17 protein-coding genes are annotated in these 18184 nt (G+C 72.6%); 8 read left to right on the top strand and 9 right to left on the bottom strand.

The window, feature by feature from the left end; all coding sequences use genetic code 11:
• Positions 1-11 precede the first annotated feature (11 nt).
• Together ACWEMJ_RS23520 and ACWEMJ_RS23515 are read right to left on the bottom strand one after the other, a co-directional pair.
• Complete coding sequence (locus ACWEMJ_RS23520) at positions 12-542, bottom strand: alkyl hydroperoxide reductase (RefSeq protein WP_100588824.1); 531 nt, start codon at positions 540-542, stop codon at positions 12-14.
• 5 nt (positions 543-547) lie between these two features.
• Positions 548-1099 (bottom strand): peroxiredoxin, encoded by a 552-nt coding sequence (locus tag ACWEMJ_RS23515; protein WP_452139075.1) that lies wholly within the window; start codon positions 1097-1099, stop codon positions 548-550.
• 166 nt (positions 1100-1265) lie between these two features.
• On the opposite strand from ACWEMJ_RS23515, the gene ACWEMJ_RS23510 reads away from it, so the two are divergent.
• The 3 genes from ACWEMJ_RS23510 (at position 1266) to ACWEMJ_RS23500 (ending at position 5013) form a co-directional block, all read left to right on the top strand.
• A complete protein-coding gene (locus tag ACWEMJ_RS23510) occupies positions 1266-2216 on the top strand; it encodes a LysR substrate-binding domain-containing protein (RefSeq protein ID WP_452139074.1) in 951 nt (316 codons plus the stop codon).
• A 1115-nt stretch (positions 2217-3331) separates the two neighbouring features.
• Complete coding sequence (locus ACWEMJ_RS23505) at positions 3332-4279, top strand: AAA family ATPase (protein ID WP_452139073.1); 948 nt, start codon at positions 3332-3334, stop codon at positions 4277-4279.
• Complete coding sequence (locus ACWEMJ_RS23500) at positions 4276-5013, top strand: HNH endonuclease (protein WP_452139072.1); 738 nt, start codon at positions 4276-4278, stop codon at positions 5011-5013. The genes ACWEMJ_RS23505 and ACWEMJ_RS23500 overlap by 4 nt, the downstream gene beginning before the upstream one ends.
• Positions 5014-5058: 45 nt before the next feature.
• On the opposite strand, the gene ACWEMJ_RS23495 is transcribed toward ACWEMJ_RS23500, so the two are convergent.
• The 3 genes from ACWEMJ_RS23495 to ACWEMJ_RS23485 all read right to left on the bottom strand — a co-directional run bounded on the left by ACWEMJ_RS23495 (position 5059) and on the right by ACWEMJ_RS23485 (position 10964).
• Positions 5059-6771: a SpoIIE family protein phosphatase gene (locus ACWEMJ_RS23495; protein WP_452139071.1), complete on the bottom strand. Its 1713-nt coding sequence runs from the start codon at positions 6769-6771 to the stop codon at positions 5059-5061.
• A gap of 57 nt (positions 6772-6828) precedes the next feature.
• Positions 6829-7566: a class I SAM-dependent methyltransferase gene (locus tag ACWEMJ_RS23490; RefSeq protein WP_452139070.1), complete on the bottom strand. Its 738-nt coding sequence runs from the start codon at positions 7564-7566 to the stop codon at positions 6829-6831.
• Positions 7567-7991: 425 nt separating this feature from the next.
• The gene (locus ACWEMJ_RS23485; protein WP_452139069.1) at positions 7992-10964 is read right to left on the bottom strand and encodes a BTAD domain-containing putative transcriptional regulator; all 2973 of its coding nucleotides are present in this window, start codon (positions 10962-10964) and stop codon (positions 7992-7994) included.
• A gap of 211 nt (positions 10965-11175) precedes the next feature.
• On the opposite strand from ACWEMJ_RS23485, the gene ACWEMJ_RS23480 reads away from it, so the two are divergent.
• The gene (locus ACWEMJ_RS23480) at positions 11176-11394 is read left to right on the top strand and encodes a hypothetical protein (RefSeq protein ID WP_452139068.1); all 219 of its coding nucleotides are present in this window, start codon (positions 11176-11178) and stop codon (positions 11392-11394) included.
• 66 nt (positions 11395-11460) lie between these two features.
• Here ACWEMJ_RS23480 and ACWEMJ_RS23475 read toward each other — a convergent pair whose 3' ends face one another.
• Positions 11461-13122 (bottom strand): fumarate hydratase, encoded by a 1662-nt coding sequence (locus ACWEMJ_RS23475; RefSeq protein ID WP_452139067.1) that lies wholly within the window; start codon positions 13120-13122, stop codon positions 11461-11463.
• Positions 13123-13382: 260 nt separating this feature from the next.
• Here ACWEMJ_RS23475 and ACWEMJ_RS23470 point away from each other — a divergent pair, with 260 nt between their 5' ends.
• The gene (locus ACWEMJ_RS23470) at positions 13383-14075 is read left to right on the top strand and encodes a DUF1707 SHOCT-like domain-containing protein (RefSeq protein ID WP_452139099.1); all 693 of its coding nucleotides are present in this window, start codon (positions 13383-13385) and stop codon (positions 14073-14075) included.
• 241 nt (positions 14076-14316) lie between these two features.
• On the top strand, positions 14317-14670 hold the full coding sequence (locus tag ACWEMJ_RS23465) for a WhiB family transcriptional regulator (RefSeq protein ID WP_452139066.1): 354 nt from the start codon (positions 14317-14319) through the stop codon (positions 14668-14670).
• Positions 14671-14794: 124 nt separating this feature from the next.
• On the opposite strand, the gene glpX is transcribed toward ACWEMJ_RS23465, so the two are convergent.
• The gene (glpX, locus tag ACWEMJ_RS23460) at positions 14795-15835 is read right to left on the bottom strand and encodes a class II fructose-bisphosphatase (RefSeq protein WP_400893052.1); all 1041 of its coding nucleotides are present in this window, start codon (positions 15833-15835) and stop codon (positions 14795-14797) included.
• Positions 15836-16018: 183 nt separating this feature from the next.
• Between glpX and ACWEMJ_RS23455 the strand changes: the two genes are divergently transcribed.
• Positions 16019-16540, top strand: coding sequence for a DUF4245 domain-containing protein (locus ACWEMJ_RS23455; protein ID WP_452139065.1), 522 nt, complete (start codon positions 16019-16021; stop codon positions 16538-16540).
• 71 nt (positions 16541-16611) lie between these two features.
• On the opposite strand, the gene ACWEMJ_RS23450 is transcribed toward ACWEMJ_RS23455, so the two are convergent.
• Complete coding sequence (locus ACWEMJ_RS23450; RefSeq protein ID WP_452139064.1) at positions 16612-17205, bottom strand: malonic semialdehyde reductase; 594 nt, start codon at positions 17203-17205, stop codon at positions 16612-16614.
• Positions 17206-17326: 121 nt separating this feature from the next.
• Positions 17327-17551, bottom strand: a complete 225-nt coding sequence (locus ACWEMJ_RS23445) for an exodeoxyribonuclease VII small subunit (RefSeq protein WP_452139063.1) — start codon at positions 17549-17551, stop codon at positions 17327-17329.
• 61 nt (positions 17552-17612) lie between these two features.
• On the opposite strand from ACWEMJ_RS23445, the gene ACWEMJ_RS23440 reads away from it, so the two are divergent.
• Positions 17613-18089 carry a GNAT family N-acetyltransferase gene (locus tag ACWEMJ_RS23440; RefSeq protein ID WP_452139062.1) on the top strand — a complete coding sequence of 159 codons (477 nt, stop codon included), beginning with the start codon at positions 17613-17615 and terminating at the stop codon, positions 18087-18089.
• Positions 18090-18184 lie beyond the last annotated feature (95 nt).

The raw sequence follows: 18184 nt of genomic DNA, 5'->3' as shown, positions 1-18184 counted from the left end.
TCCTGCGGCGGTTACGCCAGCTGCGCTTCGGCGTCCAGCACCGAGGCGACGGCCTGGACGGTCGCGGCGATCTTCACGGAGGCCTGGACGACCTCGCGCTCGACGCCGGCCTTGCGCAGCACGCCCTCGTGCGAGTCGAGGCACTGGCCGCAGCCGTTGATCGCGGAGACCGCGAAGCACCACAGCTCGAAGTCGACCTTGTCGACGCCCGGGTTGCCGATGATGTTCATCCGCAGACCGGCGCGCATCGTCCCGTACTCCTTGTCGGAGAGCAGGTGCAGCGTCCGGTAGTAGACGTTGTTCATCGCCATGATCGCGGCGGCGCCCTTGGCGGCCTGGTAGGCCTCCGGGGACAGGTGCGACTTGGCCTCGGGCTCCAGCTCACGCAGCACGGCGGACGAGCCGGTCGCCATCGCGCAGGCCAGCACGGTGCCCCAGAGCTGCTGCTCCGGCAGGTCCGAGTTGCCGATGACCGAGCCCAGGTTGAGCTTCAGGTCCTTGGCGTAGTCCGGCAGGGCGGCCTTGAGTTCGTCGAGAGCCATCGGGGTCAGCCGGCCAGCAGGGCCTGGGCGTCGAGGGTGTCCTCGCCCTTGTTCCAGTTGCACGGGCACAGCTCGTCGGTCTGCAGGGCGTCCAGCACGCGCAGGACCTCCTTCGGGTTACGGCCGACGGAGCCGGCGGTCACCATGACGAACTGGATCTCGTTGTTCGGGTCGACGATGAACACCGCGCGCTGGGCGGTGCCGTCCGCGCCCTCGACGCCGCAGGCACGCATCAGGTCGTGCTTGACGTCGGCCAGCATCGGGAAGGGCAGGTCGCGCAGGTCCTTGTGGTCCTTGCGCCAGGCGTGGTGCACGTACTCCGAGTCGCCCGAGACGCCGAGGATCTGGGCGTCACGGTCGGCGAACTCCTCGTTCAGCTTGCCGAACGCGGCGATCTCGGTCGGGCAGACGAAGGTGAAGTCCATCGGCCAGAAGAAGACGACCTTCCACTTGCCCTCGTAGGACTTGTGGTTGATCTCGGCGAAGGCGTTGGCGGCGTCGAGGTCCACACAGGCGTTGAGTTCGAACTCGGGGAACTTGTCGCCGATCGTCAGCACGTCGCTACTCCAAGGGTTGGGATGAGGGTTGTCCGAATTGCGGACGTTTCCCAGCGTCGCACATCGCTACTGATCAGTGAAATCGGATCTTCCGCTTTGCCTGATAGGCAATCCCGATCAGTGCGGCACACTGGAGACAGCACCGAACCCCGGCAGGAAGCGCACCGTGAAGCACCCTACGCAACGCACCCCCACCGTCGCCCAGCTGCGGGCCTTCACCGCCGTCGCCGAACACCTGCACTTCCGCGAGGCCGCCGCCGCGATCGGCACCAGCCAACCCGCGCTCTCCGGCGCCGTCGCCGCCCTCGAAGAGACCCTCGGCGCCCAGCTCGTCGAACGCACCACCCGCCGCGTCATGATCACCCCGCTCGGCGAACGCGTCGCCGCGCACGCCCGCCAGGTGCTCTCCGCGCTGCACGCCCTCACCGAGGAGGTCGAAGCCGCCCGCCGCCCCTTCACCGGGCCGCTGCACCTCGGCGTCATCCCCACCGTCGCGCCCTACCTGTTGCCGAACGTGCTGCGACTGGTCCGCGACGCCTTCCCCGACCTCGAACTCCACGTCCACGAAGAACGCACCCCGTCCCTGCTCGACGGCCTCGCCGCCGGACGACTCGACCTGCTGCTGCTCGCACTGCCCGCCGGCGGCGCCGTCCCGGTGGCCGAAATCCCGCTGTTCGACGAGGACTTCGTGCTGATCGTGCCGCCCGAGCACGAGCTCGCCGGACGCGCCGACGTGCCGCGCGACGTCCTGCTCGACCTCGACGTGCTGCTGCTCGAAGAAGGCCACTGCCTGCGCGACCAGGCACTCGACATCTGCCGCGAGGTCGGCGCCGACGCCTCCGGCGGGAGCACCCGTGCCGCCGGACTCTCCACCCTCGTCCAACTCGTCGCCGGCGGCCTCGGCGTCACCCTGCTCCCCGCCACCGCCCTCGACGTCGAAACCGGCCGCACCGACCGCCTCGCCGCCGTCCGCTTCGCCGCCCCCACCCCCGGCCGCCGCATCGGTCTCGCCCACCGCCCCGGCTCCGCCCGCACCCCCGAGTACGAACGCTTCGCCACCGCCCTCCGCGAGTCCCTGCGGGGCCTCCCGGTCCGCCTCCCACCCACCCACCCGTGACCCCACCGCCGCCCTGACCCCGACCCCGCACCCACCCGCGCCGCAGATCGCCCCTCGCCCCACCTCGCCAGCGGGGCCACCGGCAGGTGGCTGAGGCAGACCCCGTCACCCACCCACCCGCTCCCGCACTCCCACCCCGGCCCCGCAGGCCGACCTCGGCGGCGGGGCCACGGGCGGCGTGCACCGGACTGTCCCCTCCGTCTACCTCGGGGCAGGGCCGCCGGCAGGTGGCTGAGGCAGACCCCGACACCACCCACCCGCTCTCGCACTCCCGCCCCGGCCCCGCGCGGCGCGCACCCGCCCCAGCCCCGCGCAACGGGTTGCCGTGGGGCCCGCCTTGGCGGTGGGGCCACGAGCGGACGGTGCAGGCCCCGACGTCCACCCACCCGCCCGCTCTCGCGCTCCCGCCCCGCGCAGCGAACTGCCCTGCGTCCACCTCGGCAGCGGGGCCACGGCCGGGGGCGCAGGCCCCGGCACCCACCCACCTGCTCCCGCGCTCCCGCCCCGGCCCCGCGCACCCGCCCCGCCTCTGCTCCGCGCAGCGCACCCCCGACCCCAGCCCCGCTCAACGGGTTGCCCCGTGGGCCCACCTTGCCCAGCGGGGCCACGAGCGGACGGTGCAGGCCCCCGGCACCCGCCCGCTCTCGCGCCCCCGGCACCCACTCACCTGCTGCCGCGCTCCCGCCCCGGCCCTGCGCAGCGCGCACCCGCCCCGCCTCTGCTCCGCAGCGCACCCCGCCCACCCCAGCCCCGCGCAGCGAACTGCCCTGCGTCCACCTTGGCGGTGGGGTCACGGGTGGGTGGGTGGGCAGGTTTCGAGCACCCGCCCCGGCTCCGCGCAGCGGGTTCCCGGGCGTCCACCTCGGCGGCGGGGCCCCGGGCGGGCGGGTGGGGGCAAGTCCCGTACCCCCGCCCCGGCTCCGCGCAGCGGGTTGCCCCGGGTGTCCGCCTCGGCGGTGGGGTCACGGGTGGGTGGGTGGGCAGGTTTCGAGCTCCCGCCCCGGCTCCGCGCAGCGGGTTCCCGGGCGTCCACCTCGGCGGCGGGGCCACGGGTGGGTGGGCGGGCAACGCGTGGGCATACATCACCCTGCCGGCAACGAGCCAGGGGGTGCCCGATGTACGTGTCGCGGATCAGGGTCGCCGACGTGAAGTGCTTCACCGGCCCACGCGAAGTCGACCTGTCCATCCCGCCCGCCCCCGGCTGGACCGTCGTCGCGGGCCCGAACGCCAGCGGCAAAAGCACCCTCCTCCGCGCGGTCGGCATGGCCCTCGGCGCCCTCCCGAGCGCCCCGTCCCCGTCCCCGTCCCCGTCTCCGGCCCCCGGCTGGGTGGAGGCACAGCCCGCCCCCCGCTGGCACCCCGGCGAGCCCCAACGCCCGCCGCAGGCACTGTTCGTCGACAGCGCCGCACCCCCGACCACCCCCCTCCACCCCGACCTGCTGGCCGCCGTCCTGCCCCCGGGCTGGCAGGTCAGCGACCCGGACCGCCACCTCGTCGCCCACGGCCCCCTGGAACTGCCGCTCGACGAACTCGGCGACGGCGTAGCCACGTTGGCCCGCCTGGTGAGCCTGCTCGCGGCGACGCAGCAGCAGTCCACGCCCCCCGGCCCCGTGCTGATCGACGACGTGGACCGCCACCTGCACCCGGTGTGGCAGCAGCGCATCGGCGGATGGCTGACCGAGCACTTCCCGCGCACCCAGTTCCTGGTCGCCACCCACAGCCCGTACGTCTGCCAGGCCGCCGACCCCGGCGCGCTGATCCGACTGCCGGGCCCCGCCGAGGACTTCGCGCCGCACCGCCTCGACGAGGACCTGCGCCAACGGGTGCTGTACGGCAGCGGCGAGGACACCGTCCTGTCCGAACTGTTCGGGCTGCCCAGCGCCTACTCGCCGGCCGCCGAGGCCGAACGCCGGCTGCTGGTGCGGCTGGAGCGCAAGATGTACGCGGGCCGGGCCACCGACGCGGAACTCGCCGAGTACCGGGAGCTGGGGGCGAAACTGAACAGTTCGCTGACGGCCCGGGTCGACGAGGTCACCGCGCGGCTGCTCGGCCGGGACGAGTGATCCCGCTCCAGCGGCCCGCCCTGCAACCCCGGTTGGCCGCCGAACTCGACCGCGCCACCGCCGGCATCCGGGCGGCGGGCCCCAGCACCGCGTCCGGCCGCGCCGCATGGCGCAAGGCCGCCCGCCAGAAGGCCCAACTGCGCCTGCTGCTGCGGCAGATGGCGCCGGGGCTGGAGCGCTGCATGTACTGCGGCGACAACCTGGGCACCGACATCGACCACTTCGAGCCGATCGCCCAGGCCCCGCTGCGCACCTTCGACTGGCAGAACCACCTGCTGGCCTGCGCGCACTGCAACAGCAACCGCAAGCGCGACCGCTTCCCGCGCGACCCGTCCACCGGCGACGGCCTGCTGGTCGACCCGTGCCGCGAGGACCCGGCCGACCACCTGCTGCTCTACCTGGACTCCGGCGCGTACGACCCGCTGACCGTCCGCGGCGAGGCCACCATCGAGGTCTTCGGCCTCAACGACCGGCCCGAACTGGTCCGCGGCCGCCGCATGATGTTCGCCGTGGTCAAGGCCCTCCTCCTGACCTGGCAGGCCGCCGAGGCCGCCGGAGCCCCCGCCGAGGCCGAGGAGTACGCCGCCGCCCTCCACGAGATCCACCACGCCGACGTCCTGCGCAGCGTCCTCGGCCTGCGCCGCTCCCGCCCCCTCGCTCTCACCGTCCTCGGCCCGGCCGTCCTCGCCGCACTGGACCGGCTCGCCGCCACCGACAGCAGGTTCGCCGACTGAGCAGCGGGAGGCCTGCCGACTGAGTGGTGGCAGGGCCCGGGCGGTTCACAGCCGTTGCTCGAACCAGACCACCTTGCCGGCGCCCAGCCGCGTCGCACCCCAGCGGTCCGCGCACCGGGCGACTATCTGCAGGCCGCGCCCGCGCTCCTCGTCGGGGCCGGCCCGGCGGGTGCGGGGGAGTGCGGCGGAGTCGTCGCCGACCTCGCAGCGCAGCCGGGAGGTGCGCACCAGCCGGAGGGTCACCGGGCGGGTGGCGTGCCGGATCGCGTTGGTGACCAGCTCGCTGACCATCAGCTCGCAGTTCTCCCGCAGATGGTCCAGGCCCCAGTTGTGCAGCGCGTGCCCGGCCAGCCGCCGGGCCCGGCCCGGGGTCTCGTGGCGCGGCTGCAGGTACCAGTAGGCGACGTCGTCCGCCGGGATCCCGTCGAACGCGGCGGCCAGCAGCGCGATGTCGTCGGCCCGGTCGCCGGGCGGCAGGATCCGCAGCGCCTCCTGGCACAGCTGCTCGGGGGTGAACCGGTGCGCCCCCTGCAGCCGGGCCCGCAGCAGTTCCAGGCCGGTGCCCAGCGGGCGGCGGCGGGTCTCCACCAGGCCGTCGGTGAACAGCAGCAGCGACGAGCCGGGCGGGGCGGCGAGCTCCACCGAGGTGAAGTCCACCCCGCCGACGCCGATCGGCGCGCCCGGCGGCAGGTCCAGCAGCTCGCTGGCGCCGTCCGGGCCGACCAGCACCGGCGGCACGTGTCCGGCGTTGGCGATCACCACCCGGCCCGCGATCGGGTCGTACACCGCGTACACGCAGGTCGCCAAGTGGTGTTCGCGGCCCAGGCGTTGGGCCTGCTCGTCCAGGTGGTACAGCACCTCGTGCGGCGGCAGGTCGAGGCCCGCCAGGGTCTGCGCGGAGGTCCGCAGCTGGCCCATCACGGCGGCCGAGGTCAGCGAGTGGCCCATCACGTCGCCGACGATCAGCGCCACCCGGTTGCCCGGCAGCGGGATCGAGTCGTACCAGTCGCCGCCGACCTGCGCCCCGCGCTCGCCGGGCAGGTAGCGGTGCGCCAGGCGCACGCCGTGCGGCTGCGGGAGCTCCGCGGGCAGCATCGAGCGCTGCAACTCGTCGGCGATCTCCCACTCACGGGTGTAGCGCAGCGCGGTGTCCACGGCCAGGCCCGCGTGCGTGGCCAGGTGCGCGGCCGTCGCGGTGTCCGCCGGATCGAAGGACGCCCGCCGCTCGGCGCCCGGGCGCCGAATCAGCAGCAGCATGCCCAGCGCGGCCTGCCGACCGTGCAGCGGCAGTGCCAGCAGCGCCGTCCCGGCCGCCAGCCGGCCCAGCGCCCGGGCGCCGAGCAGCTCGGCGAACAGGCCGTCGCGCGGCCCGTCCAGCACCACCGGACCGTGCGGGGCCCGCCGTTCCAGGGCGCGCTCCAGCGCGCTGCCGGGCGGCACCGGGCGCAACCCGCCGCGGCGGCCCAGCCGCGTTCCGCAGGTGTGCAGCACCCGCAGGGCGCGCGGCCGCCCGAGGTCGCGCTCGACGTCGGGCAGCGGGTCGCGCACCAACACCACCAGGGCGTCGGCGAGTTCGGGCACCAGCACCCGGCCCAGATTGCGCAGGGTGGCCGTCAGGTCGAGCGAACTGTTGATCCGCCGGGCCGCACCGTCCAGGTACGCCAGGCGCTCGGCAAGCCGGGGCAGCCCGTCCGGCGGATGCCGCTGGACGGGTACGGCGGGCTGTTGCCCCGCCAGGGGCTCCAGTTGGTCGCGCACGGGCTGCCCGATTCTGTGCAGATGTGGAGGACGTCGAAGGCGGAGGCCGACCCCGGGTCAGCCGGTGCGCCGACAGCGCAGGTACAGCTGGGTCTCCGGCGGCTGCGCGGACCCCGCGGGGGCGTACGACTGGCTGTCCACCGCCTCCACGGCGAAGCCCGACCGCTCCAGCAGCCCCGTCAGCTCCTCGCGCAGGTAGCCGCTCACCCGGATCTGCTGCTCCAGGAACGGCAGCGGCGCGTCGTCCAGGTCCGCCTCCACCATGCCCAGCGCCAACAGGCCGCCCGGGCGCAGCAGTTCACGGATCCGGCCGAGCGCCACGGCGATCTCCGCCCGGGGCAGCATCAGCAGCGAGAAGAACGCCGCCGCGCCGTCCCACGCACCGGCCCCGGCCGGCCCCAACTCGGGGACGCCCCACAGCCGCTCGGCGTTCTCGGTGGCCAGGTCGACTACGTCCAGCCGGCGGAACTCCGCCTCCGGCACCGCCTTGCGGGCCTGCTCCAGCATGCCTGCCGAGAGGTCCACGCCGAGCACCCGCAGGCCGCCGTCCGCCAACTGCCGGGCGGTCGGCTCACCCGCCCCGCAACCCACGTCCACCACCCGGGCCCCGGCGGGCAGCTGCTCGACCAGCCACCCGGCACAGGCCAACTGACCCGACCTGGCCGGAAACACCTCCTGATACCGCTCGCCCATCGCATCGAACGCGGCGGCCTGCCCCGCCCGCTCGGCCCGGCGGCCCTCCCCCGCGGACGCCCGCTCGGCGTCGGCGGAGACAGCAATCTGTTCGTCCGTCACGTGATCTGGGCACCTCTCCCGCGCGCGTCCTGCCCCACCTGTAGTGGTCCGCACACCACTCCCGACCCTGGCCTATGAGAATAAACGCGATCACCGCACCGTGGAGTCCGTTTCCGGCCAACTCGTGCGCCGTTGGGCGAATATCGCCCGCCAGGGGAAGCACACCGTCGCCCGCCACGGCGCGCGCCACCGCCCCGCACGCCCTCCACCATGCCCGCACCACGCCCCTGACCAGCCCCGACGCCCCATCAACTCCATTGACGCGGACGTTTATCGAACGTCAATCGCGGCCTGGCAGAGTCTTCCTCAGCGCCGGGGAAGCGTCAAAGCGTTCCCGCAGCCGGGGGGCTGCGGGGACGCCGACGCCCCGGGGGGACAGGCCTTCGCCAGGGGGGACCAGGGGGAACCACGGGGGGAGCGAAGGCCTACGGCGCGGGGGGAGGGGAAGGCTCGGTGTGCCGCGAGTCGATGAGGTCCTGCACGGGCTGGGCCTCGGGCACACCGAGCCGCGTGAACACCGTCAACGCCTCCTGCAGACACGCCAACCCACGCGACGGCTGCCCGAGTTCGAGCAACGCCTCGCCCAACGCCGCGTTCGCCATCCCCTGGCAGTACGCCGCCTCGATCTCCTGAGCGATCGACAACGACTCCTCCGCCGCCTCGGCCGCCGCCGCGAACTGCCCATCGGCGAGCAGACACGCGGCGAGCCGGGCCAGCGAATAGCCCTCCCAGATCGGATGCTGATGGGCGCGGTACAGCTGGTGCGCCTCACGGAGGTGTATGGCCGCCTCGCCAGGCTCACCGGTCGACCGAAGGACGACGCCCAACTGGTAGAGGGTGTCGGCCAGGCAGGGCAGGTTGCCTGACGACCGGGCCGCCGTCACCGCCGCCCGGGCGGCCTCGACCGCCTCCTCGTGCCGGTCCAGGCCGACGTAGGAACGGGCCATGTTGCCGAGCACACGGGCCTCGACGATCGGCGCGTCGAACTGGGACATCATCTGGAGCGCCTGTTCGTGGAACGGCAGTGCCGCGGCCGGCCGGCCCGCCATGATCAGGACGATCGCCAGCGTGTAGGTCGTGACCGCCCGCAGCATGGTGGCCCGCTCGGTCGGCTGGAGGGCCAGACTGGCGGTCAGCTCCTGCTCCGCCTCGGCGAGTTCGGCCGCCACCTGGTGCATGTGGCCGAGCGCGTAGTGCACTCGGGCCAGCGTCCCCGCGTCGCTCCGGGCCGCCGGATTCGCTGCGGCAGCGTGCAGGACGCTGCGGATGCGTGGGGCGAGAGACGGGTCCTCGACCACGCTGGACATGCTCTGCAGGATCTCTACTACGGGCTGCACCAGGTCCAGCGGCGCACTGGCCGCGGCCTCGACCGAGCTGAGCAGAACCGCGATCTCCGACCGGAGCCACTCGCGGGCGGTGGCCGTGTCGGAGAACGACAGTCCGGCCGACTGCGCGACGCACAGCGGCTCCATCGGGGTGTCGTCGGGTTCGAGCACCTGCTCAGCGTTCCGCATGGTGGCGTGGAGCAGGTCCAAAAGCCGCAGCAGCGCGACCTGTTGGTTCTCCGAGTCGCCGGTCTTGACGTTCTGCCGCTGGGCATAGAGGCGCAGCAGGTCGTGGTAGCGATACCGGCCGGGCGTGAAGCACTCCAGCATGTTCGCCTCGACCAGCGCCTCGGCCAGGTCCTCCGCCTCCTGCTCGGGAGTTCCGAGCAGCGCGGCGACGGCCGCAAGCGGGAGGTCCGGCGAGTCCACCAGCGCGAGCAGTCGGAACGCCCGGGCCTCCTCGGGCTGCAACTGGGCGTAACCGAGCCCCAGGGTGGTCTCCACGGCGAGGTTGCCGAGCTGGAGCTCCTGGAGCCGGTTGCGCTGGTCCGCTAACCGACGGGCCAGGTCGGAGACACTCCACCGCGGCCGACTGGCCAGCCGGGCGGCGGCGATGCGGACCGCCAGCGGAAGGAATCCGCAGGAGGTCACCACCTGGAGCGCGGCCTCGGGCTCGGCTGCCACCCGCTCGATCCCGACGATCGCGGAGAACAGCGCCAGTGCCTCGTCCGGGGTCAGCTCCTCGATGTCCACCAGGTGGGCGCCGGGGATCTCCGCCAGCCGTGAACGGCTGGTCACCATCACGGCGTTGCCGGAGACGCCTGGGATCAGCGGCCTCAACTGCTGGGCGTCGCGCGCGTTGTCGAGCAGGATCAGCATCCGCTTGTCGGCCAGCAGCGAGCGGTACATCGCGGCACGCTGGTCCAGCGAGTCGGGAGCGTCGGGCACGCCGAGCGCGTGCAGGAAGTCACCAAGCACCACCGCGGGATCGGCCGGGGACGCACCCGCGCCGCGTAGGTCCACGTACAGCTGCCCGTCCGGGAAGTCCGGCCGCACCAGGTGGGCCACGTGCACCGCAAGGGTGGTCTTCCCGACGCCGCCGATGCCGGCCAGCGAGGTGACCACCACGGCTTGGCCGGAACCGGCCCTCAGTACGTCCCGGAGCTCGTTGACCACCTTGCTGCGGCCGCTGAAGTCCGATACGTCCGCCGGGAGTTGGGCGGGCGGTACGAAGGTGGACGACTCATCCGCAGCGATCTTCGGAGGTGCGGCGAGGACCGCCATCAGCTCCGGATCGCCGGCCAGGATGCGGGCGTGCATGGCGGCCAGTCCGGTGCCCGGCTCCACACCCAACTCGTCGATCAACAGCTTCCGGGTGTCCGCGTACACGCCCAGCGACTCGGCCTGTCGACCGCTGCGGTACAGCGCCAGCATCAGCAGTTCGCGCAGGCGCTCGCGCAGTGGATGGGCGGCGGACAACGAGTTGAGTTCGGCCACCACATCGGCGTGCAGACCGATCTCCAGCGCCATCGCGCAGCGCTCCTCGGCGACGGCCAGCCGACGCTCTGTCAACCGGCCGCGCTGTGCTTCGGCGTACGGCCCGGGAACTCCCGGCATCGGGCGACCGCTCCACAGGTCCAGCGCCGAGACCAGTCCGTCGTGCGCGGCGCGGAACGATCCCTCGGACCGCGCGCTCGCGGCCTCCGCGACCCGCTGCTCGAAGACCGCCAGGTCCACGGAGTCCGCCGGAATCCGCAGCGCGTAGCCGTCGCTCACCGAAACCAGCACCTCGGCGGGTTTGCGGACTTCGCGATTCGGCTCCAGTACCGAGCGCAGCCGGGAGATGTACGTGCGCAGCGCCGCGACCGCCTGTGGTGGGGTTCGGTCGCCCCAGATGCCGTCCACCAGGTCATCGGTGGTCACCGGGCGGCCCTCGCCGAGCAGCAGAGCGACCAGGACCGCCTGCTGTTGCGGCGATCCGAGCGCCAGCGGAGCGTCACCACGCCATGCCTGGACAGGGCCGAGCACTTGGAAGCGCAACGCCTCTGCGGAGCGCGTGCCCTGAAGCTCCATGTCCTCCCCTGTGGCCGATGAACCGTCTGTTCCCCACGCTGTCGCCGGTCGTGTGGGGGCGTCAGCTTATGAGGGTGCGAGCAAACGTCCACCAAGCGGATGCAAGGTGCGACGTTTATGAGACATTTAGCGGCCCCTACGATACTGGCCCCGTGCCCGGGGCGAGTCGTCCGGGTGATCCGTACCCTTGAAATGAAAGGCGGCCCACCCCATGGCCGACGAGACCACCACCCTCGTTCCCGAGACCGAGCAGCTTCCGGCTCCGGTCGAGCACGTCGCCGAGCCCACCGACCAGAACGCGATCGAGCGTGCCTACGAGGTGCTGGCCGGGCAGCCGGCGGCCCCGGCCGTGGAGCGGATCGAGAACCCGGAATCGCCGCAGGACGACGAGATCTTCGAGCCGCTCGGCACGGCCCCGAACACCCCGTGACCAGCACCCACGTCACCAGAACGAGCCCCGACCCTCACCGGCCGGGGCTCGTCCCGTTTCAGCGGGTCACTGCGCCGAGCGCACCCGCAGGTTGGTGATCAGCGGCCCGTCCGTCACCTCGGCGAAGAAGTCGTTGCCCTTGTCGTCCACCACGATGAACGCCGGGAAGTCCTCGACCTCGATGCGCCAGACGGCCTCCATGCCGAGCTCGGGGTACTCCAGGACCTCGACCTTCTTGATGCAGTCCTGGGCGAGTCGCGCCGCCGGCCCGCCGATCGAGCCGAGGTAGAAGCCGCCGTGCTCGTTGCAGGCCTTGGTGACCTGCTTGGAGCGGTTGCCCTTGGCGAGCATGACCATGGAGCCGCCGGCGGCCTGGAACTGGTCGACGTAGGAGTCCATCCGGCCGGCCGTGGTCGGGCCGAAGGAGCCGGACGCGTAGCCCTCGGGGGTCTTCGCGGGGCCGGCGTAGTAGACCGGGTGGTCCTTCATGTACTGCGGCATGCCCTCGCCGCGGTCCAGCCGCTCCTTGATCTTCGCGTGGGCGATGTCGCGGGCGACGACCAGCGTCCCGGAGAGCGAGAGCCGGGTCTTCACGGGGTGCTTGGAGAGCTGCTCGCGGATCGCGGCCATCGGCTGGTCGAGGTCGACCCGGACCACGTCGCCGTCCAGGTGGGCGTCGGTGGTCTCCGGCAGGTACTTCGCCGGCTCGGTCTCCAGCTGCTCCAGGAACACGCCCTCGGCGGTGATCTTGCCGAGCGCCTGGCGGTCGGCCGAGCAGGAGACGGCCATCGCGACGGGCAGCGAGGCGCCGTGGCGCGGGAGGCGGATGACGCGGACGTCGTGGCAGAAGTACTTGCCGCCGAACTGGGCGCCGATGCCGATCTTCTGGGTGAGCTCGAAGACCTTCTGCTCCAGCTCCAGGTCGCGGAAGCCGTGCCCGGTCCTGGCGTCGCCGCCGGTCGGCAGGTTGTCGAGGTAGTGCGCGGAGGCGTACTTCGCGGTCTTGAGGGCGAACTCGGCGCTGGTGCCGCCGACCACGATCGCCAGGTGGTACGGCGGGCAGGCCGCGGTGCCCAGCGAGCGGATCTTCTGCTCCAGGAAGGTGAGCATCGACGACTCGTTGAGGATCGCCTTGGTCTCCTGGTACAGGTACGACTTGTTCGCCGAGCCGCCGCCCTTGGCCATGAACAGGAACTTGTAGGCGTCCCCGTCGGTGGCGTACAGCTCGATCTGGGCCGGCAGGTTGTTGCCGGTGTTCTTCTCGTCCCACATGGTCACGGGGGCCATCTGGGAGTAGCGCAGGTTGAGCTTGGTGTACGCGTCGTACACGCCGCGGGCGATCGCCGACTCGTCCTGACCGGAGGTCAGCACGTTCTGGCCGCGCTTGCCCATGACGATCGCGGTGCCGGTGTCCTGGCACATCGGGAGGATGCCGCCGGCCGAGATGTTGACGTTCTTCAGCAGGTCCAGCGCGACGAAGCGGTCGTTGGGGCTGGCCTCCGGGTCGTCCAGGATGCGGCGCAGCTGGGCGAGGTGGGCCGGGCGCAGGTAGTGCGAGATGTCGTGCATGGCCTCGGCGGTGAGCAGCCGCAGGGCCTCCGGCTCGACCTGGAGGAAGGTGCGACCGCCGGCCTCGAAGGTGGAGACGCCCTCGGAGGTGAGCTTGCGGTACGGGGTGGTGTCCGCACCGAGCGGGAGCAGGTCGCGGTAGGCGAACTCTGAAGCCATGGGGGAGATCCTTCAGTTCTTTCGGCGTCGTCGACGAGGCACCCTCCAGGTTAGGCGCACGGCGCACGCACCCGGCGCTCAGGTCGACCTGCGTGACGCGGCTCACGCCGACCCGCCCGCCCCGGTCCGCACCCGCCCCGGGGTGCCCCGGCCCCACCCGCTTTGCCTCGAACCGGCGTTCGGGCGCGGGGCGGGCTCGCTAGGCTTGTGACGTGGACAACTCTCCCGCGCAGCAGCCGCAGGGCCAGCCGCCCGCCCCGATGAAGAAGAGCGAGGCCGCCCCGGCTCCCGCTCCCGCCCCCGGTACCGACCTGGCCGCCGAGCTCCGGGCCGCCGACGCCGACCGCGAACGCGTCGCCGACCTGCTGCGCGACGCCTACGCGGAGGGCCGGCTCACCGCCGACGAGCACGCCGAACGGATCGAGGCGGCCTACAGCGCCCGCACGTTCGGCGAGTTGGAGCCGCTCACCCGCGATCTGCCCACCCACCCGGGGCCGATCCGGCACAACCTGACCAAGCCGCCGCTGGAGACCCCGGCCCCCGCCCCGCAGCAGCAGCTGCCGCCGGCCCGGGCCGAATCGCCCACCATGCTCGCGGTGTTCGGCGGCGCCGCCCGCAAGGGCCGCTGGCGGGTGGGTTCGCACCTGAAGGCCGTCGCGGTGTTCGGCGGGGTCGAGATCGACCTGACCGACGCGGTGTTCGAGTCGCCGGAGGTGGTCATCGAGGTGTTCGCGGTGTTCGGCGGCGTGGAGATCCGGGTCCCGGAGAACGTCACCCTGCAGGGCAGCGGAGCGGGCATCTTCGGCGGTTTCGACGTCCGCGAGCAGACCTCGCCGGACCCGTACGCGCCGGTGGTGCGGATCAAGGGAGCGGCGGTGTTCGGCGGCTGCGAGGCCAAGCCGAAGCGCGGCAAGAAGCTCAAGGAGTGGGTGCGCCGGCAGCTGGAGGGCTGACCTGCGGGGATCGCGCGGATCGTCAACTCGCCTGGCGGCACTCGTCGTTGCTGCGAGTGCAGTGGGTAGTCGATTGCGTGCGGTGTGCATGAATCCGGGGGCGGCGGGGTAGTTCCAATCGCACATCGTTCCTGTACGGCTGTGACCCCGCGGGTCGGCGACGGTGCCACGGCGAGGGAGCACGGGGCAGTCGGGCAGGAGGCGACCGATCCCCGAGCCTTGAGCCTGGTCAGGAGTCACCGTGCTGCATCCGATCGAGTCCACCGCCGCCGCCCGCCGCCCCGCGGCACCGGATCCGGACGACAACCCCTGGCACACTTCCGCCGCCTGCCGCAGCGACGAGGCCGGGCTGTTCTTCGCTCCCTCCAAGGAGCCGACGGCGGCCCGGCTCTCCCGCGAGGAGCACGCCAAGCGGGTCTGCGCCCGCTGCCCGGTGCTGCTGGAGTGCCGCGAGCACGCGCTCGCCCAGCCCGAGCCCTACGGCGTCTGGGGCGGCCTGACGGCCGCCGAGCGCCGCGTGGTGCTCGCCCGCCGGCGCCGCCGCGAGGCCGAACTGCTGGACGCCCGGCGCCTGACGACCCGGATAGCCGGCTAGAGCTTCCCCGCAGGGGCCGTCGGGGAAGCACTCCCCGGCGGCCCCTGAACGCGTGGGCAGAAACCCGACCCGAACGCACCCGCGCCCGGAACGCACCCGCGTCCGAACGCGCCTGCGCCCGGGCTCAGTTGGCGCGGTCGAAGTCGATCGCGCTGTAGGCCCGCAGCTTCGACAGCTTGTGGGTGGAGTCGATCCGGCGGATCGTCCCGCTCTTGGAGCGCATCACCAGCGAGGACGTGGTGGCGGTCTCCGAGCGGTAGTGGACGCCGCGCAGCAGCTCGCCGTCGGTGATGCCGGTGGCGACGAAGAACACGTTCTCGCCGCTGACCAGGTCGTCGGTATGCAGCACCCGGTCCAGGTCGTGGCCGGCGTCCAGCGCCTTGCGCTTCTCGGCCTCGTCCTTGGGCCACAGCCGGCCCTGGATGACGCCGCCCATGCACTTCATCGCGCAGGCCGCGATGATGCCCTCGGGGGTGCCGCCGACGCCCATCAGCAGGTCGACGCCGGTGCCCTCGCGGGCCGCCATGATCGCGCCGGCCACGTCGCCGTCGGAGATGAACTTGATCCGGGCGCCGGCCTCGCGGATCTCCTTGACCAGGTCGTTGTGGCGGGGCCGGTCCAGGACGACGACGGTGACGTCCTCGACGGCGGAGCCCTTGGCCTTGGCGACCCGGCGGATGTTGACGGCGGCGGGGGCGGTGATGTCGACGAAGTCGGCGGCCTCGGGGCCGCACACCAGCTTGTCCATGTAGAAGACCGCGCTGGGGTCGAACATGGTGCCGCGGTCGGCGACCGCGAGGACCGCGACGGCATTGTTCATGCCCTTGGCGGTCAGCGTGGTGCCGTCCACCGGGTCGACCGCCACGTCGCACTCGGCGCCGGTGCCGTCGCCGACCCGCTCGCCGTTGTACAGCATCGGGGCTTCGTCCTTCTCGCCCTCGCCGATGACGACCACGCCGTTCATCGAGACGGTGGAGACGAGCGTGCGCATCGCCTTCACCGCCGCGCCGTCGGCGCCGTTCTTGTCTCCCCGGCCGACCCACCGGCCGGCCGCCATCGCGGCGGCCTCGGTGACCCGGACCAGTTCGAGGGCCAGGTTGCGGTCGGGAGCTTCCGGCGCGACCTCCAGTGCGCTGGGAAGGTGGTGCGGGTACTGCGTGGTCATCGTCGTTACCTCTCTGTACGCGACGGCCAGTCAGCGCCGGGTCGCGGAGGGTCACCAGCGCTGCGATGAGGGATGCTGCGATCGTATCGGCAGGTGGGACGGGAGTCTGCGGCGCACTCCGCGCGCACCGCGACGGGGTGGCCGGTGCACCGGCGTTCCGTAAGCGCCGCCTACCATGGGCGGGTGGCAGACAGCAGCAAGAAGGGCCGCCAGACGGTACGGGACATGGTCCTGTCGATGGCGGCGGTCGGCGTCGTGGTGGCGGTCGCGTACTTCAGCATCCCCAGCGCGGACGGCAAGGCCGGCGTGCACGCGGTGACGTACCAGGCCGAGGTGGCGTCGGCGAAGCGTGCCGCCCCGTACCCGCTGCTCGGCCCGGGCTCGCTCCCGGAGGGCTGGAAGGCCACCTCGGTCAGCTACTCGAACGACAAGGGCCACTGGCTGTGGCACCTGGGCCTGAGCACCGCCTCCGGCCAGTACGCGGCGATCGAGCAGAGCGACGACAAACCCGCCGACGTGGTCGCGAAGAACGTCCCCGGCGGCAAGCCCGACGGCAGCTCCACGGTGGACGGCCAGGAGTGGCAGCGGGTGCAGGGCGACCGCTACCGGGCGCTGACCCGCCCGGCCGGCAGCACCGGCACCACGGTGCTCACCGGCACCGCCTCCTACGAGGAGCTCGCACAGCTCGCCGGGACGCTGAAGTAGCGGTCCCGCGGCAGCGCATGCGAAAGGCCCCCGCCGGGCACGGCGGGGGCCTTTCGATGTCACGGGCCGGCTCAGACGGTGGTGACGACCTCGTCGTAGGCCAGGCGCGGGCTGCGCGGGAACCAGGCGTCCTCGCCCGGCTTGCCGATGTTGACCACGGCCAGCACCGAGTGGTCGCCGTCGCCGAAGAACTCCTTGTTGATGCCCTCGGCGTCGTAGCCGGTCATCGGGCCGGCGGCCAGGCCGGCGGCGCGGACGCCGATGATGAAGTAGGCGGCCTGCAGGGCGCCGTTCAGGGTCGCGGAGGACTCGCGGACCGAGCGCTCCGAGAAGAACATGTCCTTCGCCTGCGGGAAGTGCGGCAGCTGGGTCGGGAGCTCCTCGTGGAACTCGTTGTCGGCGGCCAGGATGGCGACCAGCGGCGCGGTGGAGGTCTTGGCCTTGTTGCCGTCGGCCATGTGCTGCACCAGGCGGGCGCGGCCCTCCTCGGAGCGGACCAGGACGATGCGCAGCGGCTGCTGGTTGAAGGCGGTCGGGCCGAACTTCACCAGCTCGTAGATCGCCTGGATCTGCTCGTCGCTGACCGGCTCGTCCGAGAACGTGTTGGCGGTGCGGGCCTCGCGGAACAGCAGGTCCTGGGCGGCGGCGTCGAGGGCCAGGGTCATGAGTTGTCCTACCTCAAAGCGTGGGGCGGTCGGTGACGGCGGGTGCCGTACGGACCGTTCCAACTTCGATGAAAGTTAAACCATTCCCTCGACTGCCTGTGATGTACGCCACAAATCGGAGCTACTCGCCGGCCGACTCCTCCGCCGCCAGCGCCGCGTCCAGCCGGGCCCGGGCGCCGTCCAGCCAGCGCTGGCAGACCTTCGCCAGCTCCTCGCCGCGCTCCCACAGCGCCAGCGACTCCTCCAGGGTCGTCCCGCCGGTCTCCAGCCGCCGCACCACCTCCAGCAGCTCGTCCCGCGCCTGCTCGTACCCGAGCACCTGCTCCGCACCCTGCTGATCAGCCATGCCGCTCAGCCTAGGCGCTGCCCCGGACAAACCCCTTGCGCCCCCGCCTACGCTGCCGGTCATGAGCACCCCACGCCCGGCCCGCCCCGCGGACGCCGCCGAACTGGTCCGCCTCCGCACGCTGATGTTCGAGTCCATGCAGGGCGCACCGCGCCCCGGCCGGTGGCAGCAGACCGCCGAAGAGCTGCTCGCCCGTCAACTCGCCGAACCCGACCGGCGCCTGCAGGCCTACGTGATCGACGCCCCCGACCGCCCCGGCCGACTGGCGAGCTGCGCCGTCGGCACCCTGGAGCAGCGACTGCCCGCCCCGGGCCACCCCGACGGCCTGTTCGGCTTCGTCTTCAACATCTGCACCGACCCGGACCACCGCGGCCGGGGCCACGCCCGCGCCTGCACCGAGGCCCTGCTCGCCTGGTTCGACGAACGCCGCGCCACCCGGATCGACCTGCACGCCACCGAGGGCGGCGAAGCGCTCTACCGCAGCCTCGGCTTCCACGAGCACTCCACCCCGCTGTCCCGCCAGCGCCTGCTCGACTAGGGACTTGTCCGGTCGATCATGTGCGGAGCCAGATGACCAGGGCTGCTGCGGTGACGGTTCCGAGGTAGACGTATCCGCGTTTGTCGTAGCGGGTG

It is taken from the genome of Kitasatospora sp. NPDC004531 (genome assembly GCF_053602195.1).
This window is presented reverse-complemented; position numbering and strand designations above follow the sequence as displayed.